Consider the following 18553-nt stretch of genomic DNA (forward strand, 5'->3'; position numbering starts at 1 on the left):
CGTGGCTGCCCCTCACCCCAACCCTCTCCCCGTGAAGAACGGGGAGAGGGAGCGCTCCGACATCGCCGCGCGGACGTTCTTCTCTCTCCTTGAGCACGCTGCTCATGGTCAATGTGCAGCGCCGCTCTCGGCGCTGGAGACTCCTGGAGAGGAGAAGTCGTCTGCTTCATCCGCCCGACACCGCCTTCGCCGGCTCGTCATCCTCATCATCCGCTTCCCGAACGACGTGGCGCGTGCGCACGACGGTGACGGTGCAGCTGGCTTCCGCGGCGACCTTGGCCGAGACGCTGCCGAGCAAGGAGCGCAGCACCGAGTCGCGGCGCGCGCCGATGATGATGTGGTCGACCTGGTTGACCTCGGCGAACTCGACCAGCGCGGCGGCCGGATCGACCGCTTCGAGCACGTGCACCGTCAGCCGGCTGGCGTCGAGCTTGAGCGGCGTCGCCCAGTGCTTGAGCGCGACCATGCGGTCGATGTGCTTGTTGTTGCCCTCCTCGTCCAGCGTACGGTCGATCGTCAGCCGGCCGAGCTTCAAGACGTTCACGCAGGCGAGCCGCGCCGCGGGCAGCGTCGCGAGAATGCGCTGGGCGGTGACGCGCAGCGCGCCGTTGAGCTCCTCGCCGCCCTCGGAGGTGTCGATCGCGACCGCCACGATCGGGCTCGCGGCGATCTGCACCGCGACGTCGGATGCCTTCTGCTCCGGCTGCACGAGGCCACGGTTGAAGCGGCGGCGCCAGACGGTCGTGATCGGATCGCGCTTGACCTTCTCCGCGCGCGCCGTGAGCTTGACCTGGTCGGGATGGCCGAGATCGAAGGCGAGCTGCGCCGCGGTCGGGTAGCGCCAGACCGGCTCGATCTCCAGGCAGCGCAGCACGATCTCCTGCAGCCACGGCGGATAGTCCGGCTTCAATTGCCGCGGCGGATACGGATCGCGCCAGAGGCGCCGGCGCATGCCGCGCAGGGTCTCGGTCTCGCCGAACGGCCGCACGCCTGTCGTGAAAAAGTACAAGAGCACGCCGAGCGAAAAGATGTCGCTGCGCGGGTCGCTGCGCGTGCCCATCATGCGCTCCGGCGCCATGTAGGGCGCGGTGCCGTAAGGCAGGCGGAATTCCTCCTGCAGGAGATCCGGCAGGTGCTTGTGGCACGACAGGCCGTAGTCGATCAGCACCGCCTCGCCCGAGGGACGGAACATGATGCTCGACGGCTTGATGTCGTGATGGATGACGTGCTGCCGATGAATGTCGGCCAGCGCAGTCGCGATCTTCGCGACCAGCACGCGCGCCTCCTCGTAAGGAAGCGGCAGCTCCGGCAGCCGCTTGTACAGCGTCTCGCCCGGAATCTGCTCGATCACCACATAGGCCTGGGTGGCGAAATCGCCGGTGCCGAAACAGGCCGGCGCGTGCGGCCCCGACAGTTTCGGCAGGATCATCTGCTCCATCTCGAAGCTGACGATCGCCGCGGGGTCCTCGCCCTCGGAGACGCGCGGCACCTTCATCAGGATCGGACGCTCGATGTCGGGACGGGTCACGCTCCACAACGTCGCCATGCCGCCGGAATGCACGCAGTCGCCGACCGTGAAGCCGTCGATGACGACGCCCGGCTGAAGCTTTGATCGTGGCATGCTCTAACGCCCCATCGAGAGCCGCTGCGCCAGCCAGGGCGGCAGGCCGTTGTCGCGAATACGCTGCGCCGCTGCCTCGACGTCATACGGCACACGGCAATAGGTGATCTCGCGCGTCTTGGTGTCGAAGGTGACGAAGCAGGCCGCCGGATCGCCGTCGCGCGGCTGGCCGACCGATCCGACCACGGCGAGCCACTGGCGGCCGCGCAACAGCTGCACCGGCATGTTGGCGGTGGGCGTGAAGCTGGTCATCTTGGCGGTCGCCGACATCGAATACAGCGCCGGACGGTGGATGTGGCCGCAGAACGTCACCTGCGCCTCGGTCGCGATCATGCTGCGTGCGGCGTCGGCCGAGGTCTGCACATAGCGCCAGCGCGGCGGGCTCGACGCCTCCGAATGCACGAACAGGCGGTCATCGTCACCGACGCTCATCGGCAATTCGGCGAGAAAACGCCGCTGCTCGGCGCTGAGGCGTCCACGCGTCCACTCCATCGCCGCCTGCGCCTCGGAATTCATGCTCTCGCTCACGGTCGACACCGCATTATCGTGGTTGCCACGCACGGCGAGCCCGCCATTGGCAACCATCTCCATGACCGTATCGACCGACCATTCCGGATCGGCGCCGTAGCCGACGATGTCCCCGAGGCAGATCAGGCGCTCGGCACCACGGGCGCGCGCCGCCTCCAGGCAGGCCGCAAAGGCCTGCCGATTGGCATGGATATCCGTGAAGATCGCCAGCAGCACCCGTTGTCCTCCGACCACACCGTACAGGCGGGCTTCGCACGGAATTTGAGCAACATCAAACCGGTTTGAGCAACATCAAAACGTCCGTGGGCAAGAGAAGCAAGGGCGCCCCACCAGCGACACGCCGCATCAGCGGCACGACCGACACGCGACACGACGACGTGTTCCCGCGGCGGATCCCGCCCGGGCCATGCGATCGGTGTGCCCTCGAAAAGCGAGAGGGCGCGGGGAATGCCGGGTGAAGGCCTCACCCATGGCCCGCCTGCAGCAAAAAAAGCAGGCGGCAGTCACCACAGGTTCAGCCGAACATCCGGCATTCCTCGCGCGACGGTGTTAACGCTTATATCGTGATCTCCCCGGTGCGCCGGCTTTCTGGCCACCGTCGCCGCCCGGATCATCACCAGGCAGCTTGGCATCAGCGTCGGGATGCCAGGACCACACGACTTCGCGTCCGCCGACCAGCGCTCGTCTCACGCCGGCCCAACGTCCATCGCATCTCCACCCCACGTGTCGTGACGATCGCGCGCTACGTCCCTCTGCTCGGGGCGGGATGGCAGCATATAAGCACGATTTCTGAAAAAAGGAAATAGAAAAATTCGGCGAGGGCCGGACGGCGCGGTCCGCCGAGCCCGCCTTGGGCTTACCCGCCCTGACTTCCGGACTGCGTCAATTGGAATTCTTCGATCGCGTTCCGAGCCGCGACTTCGTCCAACGGCGCGAAATCGACCGGGCCCGGGTTGTCGCTTCCGGATGAGGCCGCCGAGGTGACCAGCGCACCAGCGATACCACCGACCATCGCCCCTGCGGCGACCGCCTTGGACCGCTTGCTGGGCTGGACCAGGAAGTACGACACGCGGCCATTCTGGGTGATGATGTCGGTCTTCGTCTCCCCCGCAAACATCGTCTGCGTGGCACCAAGCTGATGACGCCCCGCGGGAACATCAATCTGGATGTAAGTGCCGATCTTCAGCTCCCCCATTGGTGCACCGTCAAGCGTCACATCGCAGATGGTGCCTTGAAAGAGCAGGCCCTTCTTTTGTGAGGCCAGCAGGACGACGCGGGATTTTCCAGCCAGCGGCTGCGCGATCCTCGGCGTCGTGGCCGCATAATCCGTCCCGACCTTGTCGGTCACGCATCCTGTCAACAGCAACGCGGCCACGCATGGCCCTGCCCAACGTCCGAACATCATGCCCCCCAAAGACCGCGTTCCCTGGACCATGTCGACAATCGGAAGGGCTCTGGAATGCAACGATCGCATGAGGTCCAGATCCTTCACACTATCGATCTTGTCACGCCCCTTCCAGCCCGAGGACACAGCCTGGACCAGTCCTGCCATTACGCTGATAGTTGCACTTAGCTCCGGCCAATATCGGCCACCTGGCGTCTTCAGTCGATGGCACAGCCACCTGCACGTCGTGTTTGCCTCACCCTTGGCCGGCGTCCATCGCATCCCAGCTTCACGTGTCATGACGATCGTGCCTGGCATTGATAGCTGACATCTCACGATGTGTCATGAGCCGCGCACTGGAGCAATCCCCAGTTGTTCGCCCATGAATGCATGTTATCGTTCATCGACGGGACGACCGTGGCGGCTTTGTCCATCAGCGGTGGAGGACCGACGAACAGATATTGACTGGAGAGGCGCGGCAGTCGGCGCTGACTCCGTCGCGCGGCCAGCACCCGTAAAGGTAGCATGTCGGCGCGACGCACCATCATGGGACAGTTCGATTGCTGCATCTGGCGCCATATGCTACATCTTGTAGCGGTAACACATTGTCATGCGCTAGACGCCTCGGACAGCAATCAACCCGGATTGATCACGCGCATTGATCACCCCTGTGACGCAACGCGGGCGTGGTACCGCATGCCCATTCCGGAAGACCGATGAACAGCCCCGTCGCCCTGTCGAATCTGGCCGCCATCACCCCCGAGCTCGACGCCCTCGCGGCAGAGGCGATGGACGAGTGGAAGGTCCCCGCCGTCACGATCGCCGTGGTGCAGAATGGCGAGACCGCTCTTCTCGGGGCCTATGGTCATCGCGACGCCGAAGCCGGCCTGCCGGCGACACCGCAGACCCAGTTCACGATCTGCTCGATCACCAAGACATTCACGGCCACCGGTCTTGCGATGCTGGTCGGCGACGGCCGGCTCGACTGGGCGAAGCCGGTTCGCGACTATGTTCCGGAATTCCGCCTGCATGATCCGGTCGCAACCGAGCGCGTCACGGTCCGTGACCTGTTGTCCCATCACAGCGGCCTGCCCCGGCACGACTGGGTCTGGATGCCGGGCGGGTTGTCGCGCACCGAGATGCTGGCCGCGATGCGCCACATCGAGCCGAGCCGCGACATTCGCACCAGCTGGCAATACAGCAATCTCGGCTACAACGTCGCCGGCCTCGTCACCGAGCGGATCAGCGGCCAGAGCTGGGAGGATTTCATCCGCAGCCGCATCACCGATCCGCTGCAGATGACGGTGTCGATGACCGTCGACGATCTGGCGCAGGCGGAGGATGCCGCCACGCCCTATATCGTCCATCGCGATGAGCGCAGGCCAACGAAGCTCTGGCCGTTTCACGCGGCCGCCGCCGCCGGCATCAACACCTCGGCCGCGGCAATCGCCAACTGGATGACATTCCTGCTCGCCGAAGGCGAGTTCGCGGGCCACCGGCTGCTCGACGCAGCGCTGATCCACGAGATGCAGGCCCCGCGCGTGCTGTCGTCCGGACCCGAACGCGAGTTCGGCCATGTTCATTATGGGCTTGGCTTCGTCACGACCACCTATCGCGGCGAGAGGATCGTCGGACATTCCGGCGGCTGGCTCGGCTGGAGCACGCTGATGCGGCTGGTCCCCGAGAGGAAGCTCGGCGTTGCGGTGTTCTGCAACGTCTCCGGCGCTCCCGTTCCCGCCATCCTGATCAACCGCGTGATGGACCGCGTCTGCGGCAAGGAGCCCGTGCCGTGGCTCGAGCGGCTGCGCGATCTCCGGCGCAAGGCGCTGGCGCAGGCCGAGACCGACGAGCAGACCCGTCTGGCCGCGCGCAAGTCCAACGCTCCGCCGGCCCATCCGCTGCCGGACTATGCCGGCAGCTATCAGCACCCCGGCTACGGCCCGATCACCATCACGGCGGCGAGCGACGCGCTGCACTGGGCCTACCGGTGTTTCCAGGGCCCGCTCGAACATCGCCACTTCGAGACCTTCGAGACTCCGCAACTGCCCTATGATTTGAACCCCGACCGTCTGGCGCTCTCGTTCCACACCGACCGCGACGGCAACGTCGCCAGCCTCTCGGCGCAGTTCGAGCCTTTGGTCGCCGACATCGTGTTTCAGCGCGCGCCGGGCGGCGACTGCATGGACCCGGCCTTTCGCATCGCCTGCGCCGGCCGCTGGCAGCACGGCGCAACGACGCATGTCGTCACGCTGCAGGATGACGGCGAGCTGACGCTGAAGTCCGACCTTCAGCCGCTGTATCACCTTCGGCCCTACCAGGGCGGCATCTTCAGCATCGTCGAGCTCGAAGGATTCCGCCTGGAGTTTCGCCGCGGTGCCACCGGCACGGTCGACGAGCTGGTGTTTCATCAGCCCAACGGCACGTTCGTCGCCGTACGGATGGAAGCCGATCCCGCGGCGGCTTCGGCAGGATCATCTGGTCCATCTCGAAGCTGACGACCGCGCGCGACGTCATCGGGATCGACCGCAGTCTCTCCCCGTCATTGCGAGCGCAGCGAAGCAATCCAGAATCCCTCCGCAGAGACAGTCTGGATTGCTTCGCTGCGCTCGCAATGACGGAGTCCGCCGGACGAGCGGAGGACATGCGCTCCTACCGCAACAACACCTCGAGCAGGTTGGCAAGCCGCGCAGCGGCGAGCGCGGCCTGCTTGCGGGCCGTCTCGCGGGCGTTGGTCTCGTACTCCCGGGTCAGTTCGGCCGGCTGCTTGTCGGTCCGCACCGGCGCGGCGTAGGCGGAGGTCTTGGCGAGCTCGAAACTCTCCTGCGCCCAGGTCGCGGGGTCGATGATCTGCGCCTTGCCGGCATCCGCCGTCACGCTCGACAGGCCGCCATGATCGGCATCGAAGATCGCGCCGAACACCGTCGAATAGCCGCCGAAGATGCCGTCCCAATAGGCGTGAAGCGCCAGCGTCTCGCCGTTCGCCGCGACGACCTGCACCTCGTTGCCGCCGCGGTCGCCGCCCTTGTCCGGCAAGGCGGCCGAATAGCGCGCGATGGCGTGCAGCGGCTGGTGGAGATCGCCGACCAGATGGATCAACCAGCTGAGGCTGTACGAGCGCAGCGGCTCGGACGCGTCGGTGTTCGCCGGCAGCTTCGCGATCATCAGCTTGAGCTGGGATACCGCATCCACCGCGTCCGGGCGCGGCAGCGGCGTCTCATCGGCCGAGAACAGCGTGTCCTTGTAGTGCCAATAGGCGTGCTTGAGGTGGCCGTAGGGCACCAGCTGCTTTGCCGTCGAGTCGGTCACCTGATCGTCGTAATAGTCCGGCTTCATCTTGATGTCGTCGGGCCAGGTCGCCGCGTGCACGAAGGCGTAGAGCTTTTCCTGGCCCGGAGGCGCCCCGGCGATCCAGTCGGCATAATCGGGGTTGAGCTTGAGCAAGGCATCCGCCCTGTCCCTGGCCGCGGGCGTGAGCTTCTTGTAGGCCACATAGGCAATCTGCATGTGGCCTTCGTCCCACCAGGCGAGAGCCTGTCCCGCCGGCCACAGCACCGCAACGGTCAATGCCATCGTCAGCGCCCGCATCGCAATGCCCTCTTGAGATCGAATGAATCGAGATCGAATGAATCGGACAAGATCGATCGCCGTCACCACCAATGCGCCGCAGCCTAGCGCGCGCGGACGGACTTGGCAATTTCAGCGTCGCACGCCGGTCGAGACGATCGTGGCGGCCGGGCAGCCGTCACGATCTCGTCATGATGGGTGGCGTCATGTATCACGGCAACGAACATGCCGCGTCACTGCGTCGCCCGGATGAGCGGACGCAGGCTGTCGCTCTTCCCCGGCTGCAGGCTGTGTCGCACGCTCTCTCCACGTCATTGCGAGCGCAGCGAAGCAATCCAGAATCGTGGGCGGGACCCTGGATTGCTTCGCTGCGCTCGCAATGACGGAGCAAGCGGAGACAGCGGAGAACGTCGGTATCAGCACGCGCGTAGCCGGACGCCGCTGCGGCCTTCGCCCTGCGGGCGCAGGCCTTTGCTCATCCGAGCTGCGATTCTGCGGTGTCGGCGGCTCATTTGCCGTCGATGAAGCTGCGGACCTTGTCCACGGTCTGCGCCGGCTGTTCTTCCATGATCCAGTGTCCGGAGCCGGTGATGATGCCGCCCTGGACGTTGCTGCCCACGTTGCGAATGACCGCGGCCTGCTGATCGCCGAACGACTTCTCTGCGCCGAGGGCCAGGATCGGCATCGGCAGCTTCTTCTCGGCAAACACCTTGTTGTCCTTTGCATCCTGGTTGAACGCCGCGAACTGCTCGAAGGCATAGTGCATGTTGCCGGGCCGCGCATAGAGCTTGGCATAATGGTTGCGCGTGGCCTCGTCGATCTTCTTCGGGTCGGCAGACAGCTCGTTGTAGAAGCGGTCGAGATAGATCCGTTCGCGGCCCTTGACGAGCCGGTCGACATCGGGTCCGCGGAAATTGAAATGCCACAGCAACGGGCTCTTCAGGATCTCGTCCCACGGCCCGATGCCGGGCAGCGGCGCGTCGATGACGACCCATTTGGTGATGCGGTCGGGATATTGCGCGGCGAGCGCGTAGCCGACCATGTTGCCGATGTCGTGCGTCACCAGATCAGCCTTCTGGACGTTGAGCTTGTCCATCACCATGGCGATGTCGACGCCTTGCGTCTTCTTGTCGTAGCCGCCGGCCGGCTGCGACGACAGACCCATCCCGCGCAGGTCGGGAACGATGACGGTGTGGTCCTTGTAGAGCGCCTTGGCGAGCGGCGCCCACATATCGCCGGTGTCGGCGAAGCCGTGCAGCATCACCACCGCCGGTCCCTTGCCGCCGACGCGGACATGCAGCGTCGCGCCGTTGACGGTGATGGCCTGGGTCTTGAAATCCGCCGGAAACGGCTCGATCGCAGAAGCCGGCGACACGCCGAGCATCGCCGCCATGCACGCCAGCAGGGCGGAGACCAATCTGGCTGTCCACCTGGATGTCACGGATATGCTAACAACGCTCATGCGCGACCCCCGCGGAGTTCTATATCGATAGGTACAATAGTCTCCGCAATGCACCAGCCGAGTCAAGCTGAATATCGATGAGGAACCTCTCCATGCCGATCGGACGGCCGCGCGAATTCGACACTGAAACGGCCCTTGAGCTGGCGACCGCGCTGTTCTGGCGAAAGGGCTACGAAGGAACGTCGCTCTCCGACCTGACCGAGACGCTGGGCATCACACGGCCGAGCCTCTATGCCGCATTCGGGAACAAGGAGGCCTTGTTCAGGCGGGTGCTGGAACGCTACGAGGCCAAGGCAGGCGCCTACCGGACCAAGGCGCTCAAGGCGCCGACGGCGCTTGAGGTCGCGCGGCAGCTGCTGGAGGGCGCGGCGGAGCTCCACGGCGACAAGGCAAATCCGGTCGGTTGCCTCGGCGTGCATGGCGCGCTGGCGTGCAGCGACGACGCCGCCATGATCCGCCGGGAGATGAGTGCGCATCGCATCGCCGGCGAGGCGGCGATCCGCCGGCGCCTGACGCGGGCCAAGGCGGAGGGCGACCTGCCCGCCGATGCGAGTCCTTCGGATCTCGCGCGTTATCTTTCGGTGGTGCTGTACGGAATGGCCGTGCAGTCCGTCGGCGGCGCGAGCCGTGCCGAACTACGCCGCGTCGCGGCGATCGCGCTCAGGCAATGGCCCAAAGGCGCGCGTTGATAGCGCCCTATAGCGCCTTGGCGTCATTGACCTGGGCAGGCGTGCGAGACGATCGAGCCGGCCTCATCACTGCTCGTCCTTCGGCGGCATGCGCGGCGGCAGCAGCGGCGTGAACGACACGCCGTCGCCGGCCTTCTGGGCGGCCTTGAACTCGCCGCTGGAGGGATCGCCGCCGGCGGTCTCGATGATCGTCCGCGGCAGGATGTATTCGCGCGCGGCGTCGATGACGCCGCCGTCGCCGGTGCCGAAATCGGCGGCGCGGCCGCCCTGCGGGTGACCGGCGGCGATCTGGTCGGCGGCGTGCTGCGCCTTCTCGGCAAGCTTGTCGCTGTAGGGGATGCGGTAGGCGCGCGGCACGCCGCTCGGGCGGTTGTCGTCGTCGAGCGTCTCGACCCAGAGATAGACCGCGCCGGGATCACCCTCGACGGTGTGCGGATCGACGATGCGCACATGCAGCAGCTTGAAGCTCGGCGGCAGCCGGTCGACGCTGGCCCAGCCGAGCAGCCCGCGGGCGCCGACGAAGCTGCCGACATAGAACGCGCTGGTGACGATGACCGCCACCGCCTTGGCCTGCCAGGGCAGCCTGGCATAGACCAGCACCAGCAGCAGCAGCGCGCCGATCAGCGCGTAGCATACGGATAGCGTGACGATGACGCTCTGCAGATTGCTCGTCATGTTACCCGTCATGGCCGGAGCATCCTGACGCCGGTCTTGGGATCGAGGTCGGCGCCGTTGCGCCAATTGCTGCGGAAGGTCTCCAGCAGCGATTTCGGCCGCCGTTGCACGTCGATCACCTTGCCTTCGGCGTTGAGCTTGAAGCGCAGCGCCGTCTTCTCGTCGCCGGAATGATCGAGCACGACCTTGTCGTCGAAGATCACCTGCGCCGTCGGGTTCAGCTTCTGCACCTTCACCTTGGCCTCGACCGGCTGGCCGCTGACGTTCTGGAAATGCGAGATGTTGACGGTGTACTCGCCGGCGACGATGCCTCGGATCGTCACGATCTCCTCGCGGATCGCCGAGGGGATCTTCAGGCCGTTGACCAGGATGAAATCGTTGGCGCCGCCGCGGTCGTCGCGGTCGAGCGTGAGGAAGCCGGCCTCGCGATGCCGGTACCAGGCGATGTTGCCGACGGGATCCTGCACGAACAGATCGAGATCATCGGGATGGTTGTCGGGCCAGTCCATCGTGATCAGGAACTCGGCCTTCGAGTCGACCTTGCCGTCCTTGGCGTCCGGCGAGATCGCGAGCACCGCGATGAAGAAGAAGAACGCGACGATCTGCAGCGCCTTGAACAGCATGACGCTGAACGGGTCGAACTGCTCCTCGCGCGGATAGAGTCCGAAATCGTCCATCATGCGGCCTGCTCCGGCGCGCGATCCATCGCGCGCTCGAGCCGCGGCGTCACCCGCGTCTCGGTGAGCATGACCGCCTCGGAGAACACGCGCCCCGTCGCCGCATCCAGCATGTAGTACTGGATGCGCACCAGGATCGAGCCGACGAGGCCGGCGAGCGTGGTGTACATCGCCACCGCCATGCCGTCGCTCATCAGCCCCATCGACGATTTCATCGCCAGCTTGTCGTTGACGTCGAGGCCGGCGATCGGCGCCAGCATGATGATGAAGCCGATGATGGTGCCGAGCAGGCCGAGTTTCATCAGCGTGTCCGAGGCGAAGCTGCCGAAGCCGTTGGAGCCGCGCAGGCGGTCGGCCAGGGTGCGCAGCAGCAGCGTCTGGTCGAGGCGCCCTGCCCCTTGCGTCTCAGCCTTGGTGACGAGGCTGCGGATGTGGTTGGTGACGAGCCCCGCGGGCAGCAGCCGCGCATCGGCATCGAGCGCCCGCGCCGCGTCCGGGCCGATCAGGACGGCTCGGCAACGCCTCGTGGCATCCGCCTCGCGGGCGATCGCCCGCGTCCGCCAGAAGCAGTGGCAGCAGGTCAGGACGTAGAGCACGGCCACGACGCTCGAAATATAGGTGCGGTCCGAGGTGACCATCAGATGGAAATAGCCGTAGCGCGCCAGCACCACCGCGGCGAACACCGTCAGGCCGGTGAAGATCATCCAGAGCAGCAGCGGCCCGCGCTCGGCCCTGTCCGCCGCCGGTTCCACCACCTCAGCACTGCTGACGACGCTCATGCACGAACTCCCCGATGGCTGCGCCCTGTTGCATTCAGCGCTTCGACATCGAAGTTAAGCAGAGCGGCGGAACCGCGTCCAAAGACATCTGCCTCGATGCCCTCGGGAAATTTTCCCAACGTTGCGCTTGCTGCAGTGCATTTGCTTGGCGGCGCTCCAACCGGTCGTTACGCTGCGGCAAACGCCGTGGAGGATCGCATGCGCCTCGTGCTCCAGCTGATCGCGCGCCTTGCGCTGATCGTTCTGCTCTGTCTGGCGGCCGCAGCGCTGTGGGTCACCGTCGATGCCTACCGCAGCGTCGACCGCGCCACCGCGGCGTCAGCCGATCGCGTTTCGCAGGCGCTGGAGGCGTTGTATTGGCGCGAGCTGCTGCTGCGCAGCAACCGGACGCGCGACCACCTGCTGCCGGTGCCCGATTGGCGCACGACCGAGACGATGAAGCTGATCGCGCCGGGCATCTGCGTGCAGTTCAAGCCGGAAGCGGCCTTTGAAAAGCCGCTGTGCGGCCAGAGCAAGGGCCTCGGCGCCGCGCCGCCGCGCTGGTTCTCAGGTCTGGTGGCGGCGATCCTCGGCGATCATGCCGCGGTCGCGCAGGCGATCAGCGCGCGCGCCACGACGGCAGGGACCGTATCCGCGATCGCCGATCCGGATGCCGCGATCCAGCTGGCCTGGCTGCGCATCCAGGACAGCTTTGGCGTGGCGCTCGCGATGGCGATCGCCATCGGCGTGCTCGCGTCGCTGGCGATCGCGCATGCGCTGGCGCCGGCGCGCAGCATCGTCCAGGCGCTGCAGCGGATGGCCGAGGGCGATCACCGCCCCGCATTGCCGCGCTTCCGCTCGATGGAGCTTGCGATGATCGGCCGCGCCGTGTCCGAGCTCGGCGACCGGCTGTCCCGGGCCAATGAGCAGCGCGCGGCGCTGACCGAGCGCCTGCTCGACATCCGCGACGAGGAGCGCCGCGCGCTGGCGCGCGAGCTGCACGACGAGTTCGGGCAGAACCTGACCGCGATCCTCGCTTTCGCCTCGACCATCGAGGCCGCCGGAAACGGCCGCAAGGACCAGGTGGCGCAGGACGCGCGCATGATCACGCAGTCGGTCACGCATCTGATGGCCTGCCTGCGCGGCACGCTCAGCCGCCTGCGCCGCCCGCTGACCGAGGAGCTCGGCCTCGCCGCAGGCCTCAAAGCGCTGACGGAGAACTATCAGCATGCGGCGCGGCCGGCGATCCGGCTCGACCTGCACGGCGATCTCGCCGACATCCAGGGTCCGGTCGCGGTGACGGCCTATCGCATGGCGCAGGAGTGCCTCACCAACGCGTTGCGCCACACCAGCGCGAGCGAAGTCTCGCTGCGCGTCGAGCGCCGCTCCGGTCCTGACGGCGCGCTGCTGATCTGCATCGAGGATGACGGCGGCGGCGATGCAGCCCAACTGGCGCAATCGGACGGCTTCGGCCTCACCGGCATCCGCGAGCGTATCGCCGCGGTCGGTGGCTCGCTGTCGATCGGCCCCGCCGCGCGCGGGCTCAGCGTCTCCGCAACGATCCCGCTGGCGGCCTGAGATCATCGCGATGTCCGAGCCGACAGGCATTTCGATTCTGCTGGTCGACGACCATCCGGTGGTGCGCCAGGGCTATCGCCGCGTGCTGGAGAGCCAGGACGGTTTTCGCGTCATCGCCGAGGCCGACAGCGCCGCGGCGGCCTATGCCGCGTTCAAGGCGCATGCACCCGATGTCGTCGTGCTCGACATCTCGATGAAGGGCGCCAGCGGGCTGGAGGCGATCCGCAACATCCGCGCCCGCGACAACCGCGCCTGCATCCTGGTGTTCTCGATGCATGGCGAGGCGCCGCTGGTGAAGGCCGCGTTTGCGGCCGGCGCGAGCGGCTTCGTCACCAAGAGCAGCGAGCCGGCGGCGCTGGTCCGCGCCATCCGCATGGTGACCCGTGGCGAGCGCGCGCTCAGCGACGACGTCGCTCATGTGCTGGCGGCCGATAGCCTCGACCCGATCCAGACCGTGCTGGACCGGCTCGGCGAGCGCGAGATCGAAATCCTCCGCCAGCTCGCCTCGGGCCTGACCACCGAGCAGATCGCCGCGAACCTGCATCTCAGCGTCAAGACGGTGCAGAACTATCATTACCTGGTGAAGGCGAAGACGGGCTTGCAGACCGACGCGCAACTGGTGCGGCTGGCCGTCACCAGCGGTTTGACCGATCTGTAGCGGAGCCCCCCGCACGCCGCTCGTTGCCAAGCGAGTTGTCTCAACCCGTCATTGCGAGCGCAGCGAAGCAATCCAGAGTCGAGCCCACCACCCTGGATTGCTTCGCTGCGCTCGCAATGACGTGGTGGGAAATCGCCGCCACACGGCCATCCACGCCCGCAGCAAGCGCTCACCGACGGGGCTCGTGCCCGTCGCCGATCGCGTACGCTATCTGGCCTGAAGCCCGCGCAGCAGCAGAGTCAGCACCGCATCGACGCGGCCCGAGCACGTGCATTCGCCCCACTCGTCGGCATGAGCGGGGTGATGGAAGCTCCTGGTCGCATCGAAGATGGCGCATGCCGCGGTTTTCGGATCGGTGACGTGGAAGGTGCCCTGCGCGACGCCTTCGGCGATGATGCCTTCGACCTGGGCGATCAGGTCCTGCTTGTGCGCCTTGACCACCGAACATGCCTCGCGCGCCAAGGTCAGATAGGTCGCGAACATCTCGGGATCCTCGCAGACGCGCTTCTGCTTGGCGCCGAACAGTTCGCGCAGCCAGCGCTCCAGCTTGGCCGGCGCCGGTCCCGGCTCGGCGGAGATCTGCGCCAGCGGCGCGCTGACCCGTTCGAGCCAGCGCCGCGCCACCGCTTCGCGCAGCGACGCCTTGCTCGGAAAGTGACGGTAGACGGAGCCGTGGCTGACATCGAGCGCCCTCGCGACGTCGACGACCGTCGCTTTGGCGAGCCCGTAACGGCGCAACACGTCCTCGGTGACTTCGAGGATGCGCTCGGATGTCAGAACCACGGCCTCATTCATGCGTGCACCATATCGGCATCATCAGCATGCGCCTTGATCTGGATCGCCTCGGCCGATTTGGCCGACGACACCACGCGCAGCTTGGCGGCCTGCGCCTCCAGATGACGGGCGATCTGGAGATTCAGCCAGTCCTGAAATTGTGAGTGCAACAATCGCTTTTCAATCTTCATCGAAGCGGTCCTTCGAGTATGAAACCGCTGAACCCATGGTCAGACAGTGTAAGTTGGTCTTAAGCACGATGGCAGGTGGAACATACACCATCGCGCTGACAGATTTCAATATCTGTCAGCGCGATTTCAAGAAATTTTACCTGGATACCTCAAACTCGCGCGTGTCGCAGCGCAACGGCGCCGTTTGTGTCGCCCCGGCGGCTCTGGTAGAGCACGGCGTAAAATGTTCGCGGCGCCGGCCTGATGCCGATTCCGCCCCCTTCCCCGCTCGGAGAGCCGTCGATGATCCCCCGCTATAGCCGTCCCGAAATGACCTCGATCTGGGAGCCGCAGACCCGGTTCAAGATCTGGTTCGAGATCGAGGCGCATGCGGCGGACGCGCTGGCCGAGCTCGGCACGATCCCGAAGGACGCGGCCAAGACGATCTGGGCCAAGGCCAAGGACGCCACCTTCGACGTCGCCCGCATCGACGAGATCGAGCGCGAGACCAAGCACGACGTCATCGCCTTCCTGACCCATCTCGCCGAGATCGTCGGCCCCGAGGCGCGCTTCGTGCACCAGGGCATGACGTCGTCCGACGTGCTCGACACCTGCCTCAACGTGCAGCTGACCCGCGCCGCCGACCTGCTGCTCGCCGATCTCGATCGCGTGCTTGCAGCCCTGAAAAAGCGTGCCTTCGAGCACAAGATGACGCCGACGATCGGCCGCTCGCACGGCATCCATGCCGAGCCGGTGACCTTCGGCCTCAAGCTCGCTTACGCCTATGCCGAGTTCTCCCGCGCCCGCGACCGCCTGGTCGCCGCCCGCAAGGAGGTTGCGACCTGCGCCATCTCCGGCGCCGTCGGCACCTTCGCGCAGATCGATCCGCGGGTGGAGGAGCACGTCGCAAAGGCGATGGGCCTGTCGCCCGAGCCGATCTCCACGCAGATCATTCCGCGCGACCGCCACGCGATGTTCTTTGCCACCCTTGGCGTCATCGCCTCCTCCGTGGAGCGCCTCGCCACCGAGGTCCGCCATCTGCAGCGCACGGAGGTGCTGGAAGCCGAGGAGTTCTTCTCCGAGGGCCAGAAGGGCTCGTCGGCGATGCCGCACAAGCGCAACCCGGTGCTGTCGGAGAATCTCACCGGCCTCGCCCGCATGGTGCGCGCCTATGTGACGCCGGCGATGGAGAACGTGGTGCTCTGGCACGAGCGCGACATCTCGCACTCCTCGGTCGAGCGCATGATCGGCCCCGACGCCACGGTGACGCTCGATTTCGCGCTGATCCGCCTCGCCGGCCTGATCGAGAAGCTGTTGGTCTATCCCGCCAACATGGAAAAGAACCTCGACCGGCTCGGCGGCCTCGTGCACTCGCAGCGCCTGTTGATCGCGCTGACCCAGAAGGGCGCGAGCCGCGAGGACTCCTACAAGCTGGTGCAGCGCAACGCGATGCCGGTGTGGCGCGGCGAAGGCGACTTCAAGACGCTGCTGAAGGCCGACACCGAGGTGAAAAAGTATCTGACGGATGCCGAGATCGACGAGCAGTTCGACCTCGGCTATCACCTCAAGCACGTCGACACGATCTTCAGGCGCGTGTTCGGGGAAAGCTGATCGCGGGTCGAGCAGGCGGACGTCGCCTCAGTCCGCCTCCTCGCACTTGTCCTGTTTGACCTTGAACATCTTCCGGAACTGGGTCTCGAGCGCGCTGCGCATCTGTTCCATCTTCTTCTCGCCAGTGTTGCGGAGATTGTAGTTGATGGCGCAATTGCTCCAGCCGAAATTGACCAGGTAGATCCGCATGCGCTCCGGCCCGTCCGCCTTCTGCGCTTCGGCAAGGTAGCGGGCGACGCAGGCCTTGGGACTGGCATTGTTGGCGCAGCCCTGCTCGACGGTCTGGCGAAACACCTGCTGCAGGTCGGTCTTGCCTTCGATCGCGTCGACGAACCGCACGCAGGCGGCGGCCGGCTGATAGTCGCGCAGCGCCGAGGCCGTCTTGAAGCCGCGGGTCTGCGCCAGCTCGAAATCGCAGCTGTCCTTCAGCTCCGCCATCCTGGCGCGGCGGTAATCGTCGACGCCGGGCAGCGCGATGAACTCCAGCCGCGCGGCGACGTCGAGCGCCGCCTTGCAGGCGCGCTCGATCTTGTCAGGGTCGAGCGCGGCGACCGCCTTCGGCTCGAACGCCGGCGTCGGCCCCGGCGAGTCGAAATCGGACGGGCCGAACAGCAGATGCACGGTGTTGCGCAGCCGCGTCTCGTCCTGCTTGGCGGGATCGAACCGGATCGAGAAACGGCAGCCGCTGTCCCAGGACATCGTGCGCTCGGCGGCGTCGGCGGCCGCGCCGCCAAGCGTGAAGGAGACAAGAATCAGGCGCGACGCCCATCCGGTCCAGCTTCGTCGGGCCATGGCACTCCTCGCAGGCGAATTGAGCCTGCATCCTACCCTGTCCCGGCGCCAAGGCTAGCCCGTGCCCCGTACCATCCGCAGCGTGACGTCGTCGCGCTTGACGCGGTGATGCCAGACGGCGGCGGCGATGTGCAGCACGCCGAGCGCCAGCAGCACATAGGCAAAGAAGATGTGGCGGTCCTCCCAGGCGCGCGCCGCTTCCTTGTCCGGCGTGGTAAACTGCGGCACGTGGAATAGCCCGAACCAGCTGGAATAATCCGGCGTGTGCGCGCCCGAATGCGCCCAGCCCAGCATGATCACGACCAGCGTCACGAGATCGAGCCCCCATTGGTTGGCGCGTGCGAGCACCGCGACCCAGCGCGACGTATCGGCCGGCAGCGCCGGCGTCGGATTGAACATGCGCCACACGAGACGGGCGAGCACCAGCACCAGCAGCACATAGCCGATGTCGGCATGGATCGAGCGATAGAAGAACCGATCGGGGCGCGCCGGGATGTGATTCATCCACCAGCCGAAGCCGATCATCACCAGGATGGTCGGGCCGATCACCCAATGCAGGGCGCGCGAGACGCCGCCCCAGCTCGATTCCGTATTTCTGATCATGACAACATTCCTACTTGCGATCTCTTCTGCTTCGGAGATGCATGGAACCTTTTTATGGCGCTTCGCTGCAATGCCGAAATGGAATCGTTCGAAACTAATTAGGACACGGCCGCGCCTTGGGGATGTCGCTCGGAGGTCATCGAGTTATGACCCGACAACGGCGGCGCGGTGCGTTATGGAGCGCGCATTGCGTACCACCATGGAGACCTGCACGTGCCATCGGACGACACCGCCTATGATCCCCTGCTGCGCTGGATTCATTGGGCAACCGCATTGCTGTTCATTGCGGCAATGTTGATCGGCCTCTATTGCGGCCTGCAGCCGGCCGGCACGTCACCGCGCCGCGAGCTGCTGGAGATCCACAAATCCCTCGGCATCACGCTGTTTCTATTGGCGATCGTCCGGCTGATCGTGCGCGCGCGAACCACACCCCCGGCTGCGCCCGCAGCGTTCAGCTGGATGGTTCGGGCGCTGTCACAGCTCAATCATTGGGCGCTCTATGCCCTGCTGCTGGTCATGCCGGTCACCGGCTATATGTTCTCCTCGGCCGGCGGCTACTCGCTGCGCTACTTCTGGACCTTCAGCTGGCCGCGCCTGTTCGCCGGCGACAAGGCGATCGCCCATGCCGGCGAGATCACGCACGATACGCTGGCCTATGCGGTCTATCTCGTGGTCGGCCTGCACATTGCGGCGACGCTCTGGCACGAGTTCGTCAAGAAGGACGCGACCTTGGCCCGGATGTGGCCGCGGCGGGCGGGCAGCGGCTGACATTCAGTCGCCAGCCAGCGTTGCGATGTGCGATACAGCGCCCTCTCCCCTTGCGGGAGAGGGCATCACAGATCCATCCACGCACTCGGTCGGGTGAGGGGTATCTCTCCGCGAGTACTGCGCGTGGAGACATACCCCTCACCCGACCGAGATTGCCGCTCTTTCCGACATGCCCTCTCCCGCAAGGGGCTACCGTATTCACACATCGATATTGAATACGGGAAGAACGTCTGATTCCCTG

18 protein-coding genes are annotated in these 18553 nt (G+C 65.9%); 6 read left to right on the forward strand and 12 right to left on the reverse strand.

Annotated elements, in window-relative coordinates; translation table 11 throughout:
* Positions 1–166: 166 nt before the first annotated feature.
* The 3 genes from QQL87_RS36915 to QQL87_RS36925 all read right to left on the reverse strand — a co-directional run bounded on the left by QQL87_RS36915 (position 167) and on the right by QQL87_RS36925 (position 3497).
* Positions 167–1621 carry a serine/threonine protein kinase gene (locus QQL87_RS36915; protein WP_284424039.1) on the reverse strand — a complete coding sequence of 485 codons (1455 nt, stop codon included), beginning with the start codon at positions 1619–1621 and terminating at the stop codon, positions 167–169.
* 3 nt (positions 1622–1624) lie between these two features.
* Positions 1625–2365 (reverse strand): metallophosphoesterase family protein, encoded by a 741-nt coding sequence (locus QQL87_RS36920; protein WP_284424038.1) that lies wholly within the window; start codon positions 2363–2365, stop codon positions 1625–1627.
* 640 nt (positions 2366–3005) lie between these two features.
* Positions 3006–3497: a DUF2846 domain-containing protein gene (locus QQL87_RS36925; protein WP_284424037.1), complete on the reverse strand. Its 492-nt coding sequence runs from the start codon at positions 3495–3497 to the stop codon at positions 3006–3008.
* Positions 3498–4249: 752 nt separating this feature from the next.
* On the opposite strand from QQL87_RS36925, the gene QQL87_RS36930 reads away from it, so the two are divergent.
* Entirely contained in the window at positions 4250–6028 is a 1779-nt protein-coding gene (locus tag QQL87_RS36930; protein WP_284424036.1) for a serine hydrolase, read from the forward strand.
* Positions 6029–6182: 154 nt separating this feature from the next.
* On the opposite strand, the gene QQL87_RS36935 is transcribed toward QQL87_RS36930, so the two are convergent.
* Both QQL87_RS36935 and QQL87_RS36940 read right to left on the reverse strand, forming a co-directional pair.
* Positions 6183–7118, reverse strand: a complete 936-nt coding sequence (locus tag QQL87_RS36935; RefSeq protein WP_349817317.1) for a S1/P1 nuclease — start codon at positions 7116–7118, stop codon at positions 6183–6185.
* Positions 7119–7605: 487 nt separating this feature from the next.
* Positions 7606–8490 carry an alpha/beta fold hydrolase gene (locus tag QQL87_RS36940; protein WP_284424041.1) on the reverse strand — a complete coding sequence of 295 codons (885 nt, stop codon included), beginning with the start codon at positions 8488–8490 and terminating at the stop codon, positions 7606–7608.
* Positions 8491–8651: 161 nt separating this feature from the next.
* Here QQL87_RS36940 and QQL87_RS36945 point away from each other — a divergent pair, with 161 nt between their 5' ends.
* Positions 8652–9248 carry a TetR/AcrR family transcriptional regulator gene (locus tag QQL87_RS36945; protein ID WP_284424034.1) on the forward strand — a complete coding sequence of 199 codons (597 nt, stop codon included), beginning with the start codon at positions 8652–8654 and terminating at the stop codon, positions 9246–9248.
* 66 nt (positions 9249–9314) lie between these two features.
* On the opposite strand, the gene QQL87_RS36950 is transcribed toward QQL87_RS36945, so the two are convergent.
* From QQL87_RS36950 to QQL87_RS36960, 3 genes are read right to left on the reverse strand one after another with little or no spacing between them, the layout of a single operon-like run.
* On the reverse strand, positions 9315–9923 hold the full coding sequence (locus QQL87_RS36950) for a hypothetical protein (protein WP_284424040.1): 609 nt from the start codon (positions 9921–9923) through the stop codon (positions 9315–9317).
* Between the two features lie 8 nt (positions 9924–9931).
* Entirely contained in the window at positions 9932–10603 is a 672-nt protein-coding gene (locus tag QQL87_RS36955) for a hypothetical protein (RefSeq protein WP_284424033.1), read from the reverse strand.
* Positions 10600–11379 carry a MotA/TolQ/ExbB proton channel family protein gene (locus QQL87_RS36960; RefSeq protein WP_284424032.1) on the reverse strand — a complete coding sequence of 260 codons (780 nt, stop codon included), beginning with the start codon at positions 11377–11379 and terminating at the stop codon, positions 10600–10602. The genes QQL87_RS36955 and QQL87_RS36960 overlap by 4 nt, the downstream gene beginning before the upstream one ends.
* Positions 11380–11577: 198 nt before the next feature.
* Between QQL87_RS36960 and QQL87_RS36965 the strand changes: the two genes are divergently transcribed.
* Positions 11578–12936 carry a sensor histidine kinase gene (locus QQL87_RS36965; protein WP_284424031.1) on the forward strand — a complete coding sequence of 453 codons (1359 nt, stop codon included), beginning with the start codon at positions 11578–11580 and terminating at the stop codon, positions 12934–12936.
* Between the two features lie 10 nt (positions 12937–12946).
* Entirely contained in the window at positions 12947–13594 is a 648-nt protein-coding gene (locus QQL87_RS36970) for a response regulator (protein WP_284424030.1), read from the forward strand.
* Between the two features lie 207 nt (positions 13595–13801).
* On the opposite strand, the gene QQL87_RS36975 is transcribed toward QQL87_RS36970, so the two are convergent.
* Both QQL87_RS36975 and QQL87_RS36980 read right to left on the reverse strand, forming a co-directional pair.
* The gene (locus QQL87_RS36975; RefSeq protein ID WP_284424029.1) at positions 13802–14389 is read right to left on the reverse strand and encodes a TetR/AcrR family transcriptional regulator; all 588 of its coding nucleotides are present in this window, start codon (positions 14387–14389) and stop codon (positions 13802–13804) included.
* A complete protein-coding gene (locus QQL87_RS36980) occupies positions 14386–14559 on the reverse strand; it encodes a hypothetical protein (RefSeq protein ID WP_284424028.1) in 174 nt (57 codons plus the stop codon). Before QQL87_RS36980 ends, QQL87_RS36975 begins: the two co-directional genes overlap by 4 nt.
* Before the next feature lie 282 nt (positions 14560–14841).
* Here QQL87_RS36980 and purB point away from each other — a divergent pair, with 282 nt between their 5' ends.
* Positions 14842–16149 (forward strand): adenylosuccinate lyase, encoded by a 1308-nt coding sequence (gene purB, locus QQL87_RS36985; RefSeq protein ID WP_284424027.1) that lies wholly within the window; start codon positions 14842–14844, stop codon positions 16147–16149.
* 27 nt (positions 16150–16176) lie between these two features.
* Here purB and QQL87_RS36990 read toward each other — a convergent pair whose 3' ends face one another.
* The gene (locus QQL87_RS36990) at positions 16177–16941 is read right to left on the reverse strand and encodes a hypothetical protein (protein ID WP_284424026.1); all 765 of its coding nucleotides are present in this window, start codon (positions 16939–16941) and stop codon (positions 16177–16179) included.
* 54 nt (positions 16942–16995) lie between these two features.
* Positions 16996–17544 carry a cytochrome b gene (locus QQL87_RS36995; protein WP_284424025.1) on the reverse strand — a complete coding sequence of 183 codons (549 nt, stop codon included), beginning with the start codon at positions 17542–17544 and terminating at the stop codon, positions 16996–16998.
* Between the two features lie 213 nt (positions 17545–17757).
* Here QQL87_RS36995 and QQL87_RS37000 point away from each other — a divergent pair, with 213 nt between their 5' ends.
* Entirely contained in the window at positions 17758–18312 is a 555-nt protein-coding gene (locus tag QQL87_RS37000) for a cytochrome b (protein ID WP_284424024.1), read from the forward strand.
* Positions 18313–18553: the final 241 nt, after the last annotated feature.

Source organism: Bradyrhizobium sp. SSBR45G (assembly GCF_030159255.1).
Taxonomy (GTDB): Bacteria; Pseudomonadota; Alphaproteobacteria; order Rhizobiales; family Xanthobacteraceae; genus Bradyrhizobium.

Coding starts and splice junctions, on each gene's coding strand:
- QQL87_RS36915 (WP_284424039.1), bottom strand. CDS start 1,621: ATGCCACGATCAAAGCTTCAGCCGGGCGTCGTCATCGACGGCTTCACG.
- QQL87_RS36930 (WP_284424036.1), top strand. CDS start 4,250: ATGAACAGCCCCGTCGCCCTGTCGAATCTGGCCGCCATCACCCCCGAG.
- QQL87_RS36935 (WP_349817317.1), bottom strand. CDS start 7,118: ATGCGGGCGCTGACGATGGCATTGACCGTTGCGGTGCTGTGGCCGGCG.
- QQL87_RS36940 (WP_284424041.1), bottom strand. CDS start 8,490: ATGGCGGCGATGCTCGGCGTGTCGCCGGCTTCTGCGATCGAGCCGTTT.
- QQL87_RS36945 (WP_284424034.1), top strand. CDS start 8,652: ATGCCGATCGGACGGCCGCGCGAATTCGACACTGAAACGGCCCTTGAG.
- QQL87_RS36950 (WP_284424040.1), bottom strand. CDS start 9,923: ATGACGAGCAATCTGCAGAGCGTCATCGTCACGCTATCCGTATGCTAC.
- QQL87_RS36955 (WP_284424033.1), bottom strand. CDS start 10,603: ATGATGGACGATTTCGGACTCTATCCGCGCGAGGAGCAGTTCGACCCG.
- QQL87_RS36960 (WP_284424032.1), bottom strand. CDS start 11,379: ATGAGCGTCGTCAGCAGTGCTGAGGTGGTGGAACCGGCGGCGGACAGG.
- QQL87_RS36965 (WP_284424031.1), top strand. CDS start 11,578: ATGCGCCTCGTGCTCCAGCTGATCGCGCGCCTTGCGCTGATCGTTCTG.
- QQL87_RS36970 (WP_284424030.1), top strand. CDS start 12,947: ATGTCCGAGCCGACAGGCATTTCGATTCTGCTGGTCGACGACCATCCG.
- QQL87_RS36975 (WP_284424029.1), bottom strand. CDS start 14,389: ATGAATGAGGCCGTGGTTCTGACATCCGAGCGCATCCTCGAAGTCACC.
- QQL87_RS36980 (WP_284424028.1), bottom strand. CDS start 14,559: ATGAAGATTGAAAAGCGATTGTTGCACTCACAATTTCAGGACTGGCTG.
- purB (WP_284424027.1), top strand. CDS start 14,842: ATGATCCCCCGCTATAGCCGTCCCGAAATGACCTCGATCTGGGAGCCG.
- QQL87_RS36990 (WP_284424026.1), bottom strand. CDS start 16,941: ATGGCCCGACGAAGCTGGACCGGATGGGCGTCGCGCCTGATTCTTGTC.
- QQL87_RS36995 (WP_284424025.1), bottom strand. CDS start 17,544: ATGATCAGAAATACGGAATCGAGCTGGGGCGGCGTCTCGCGCGCCCTG.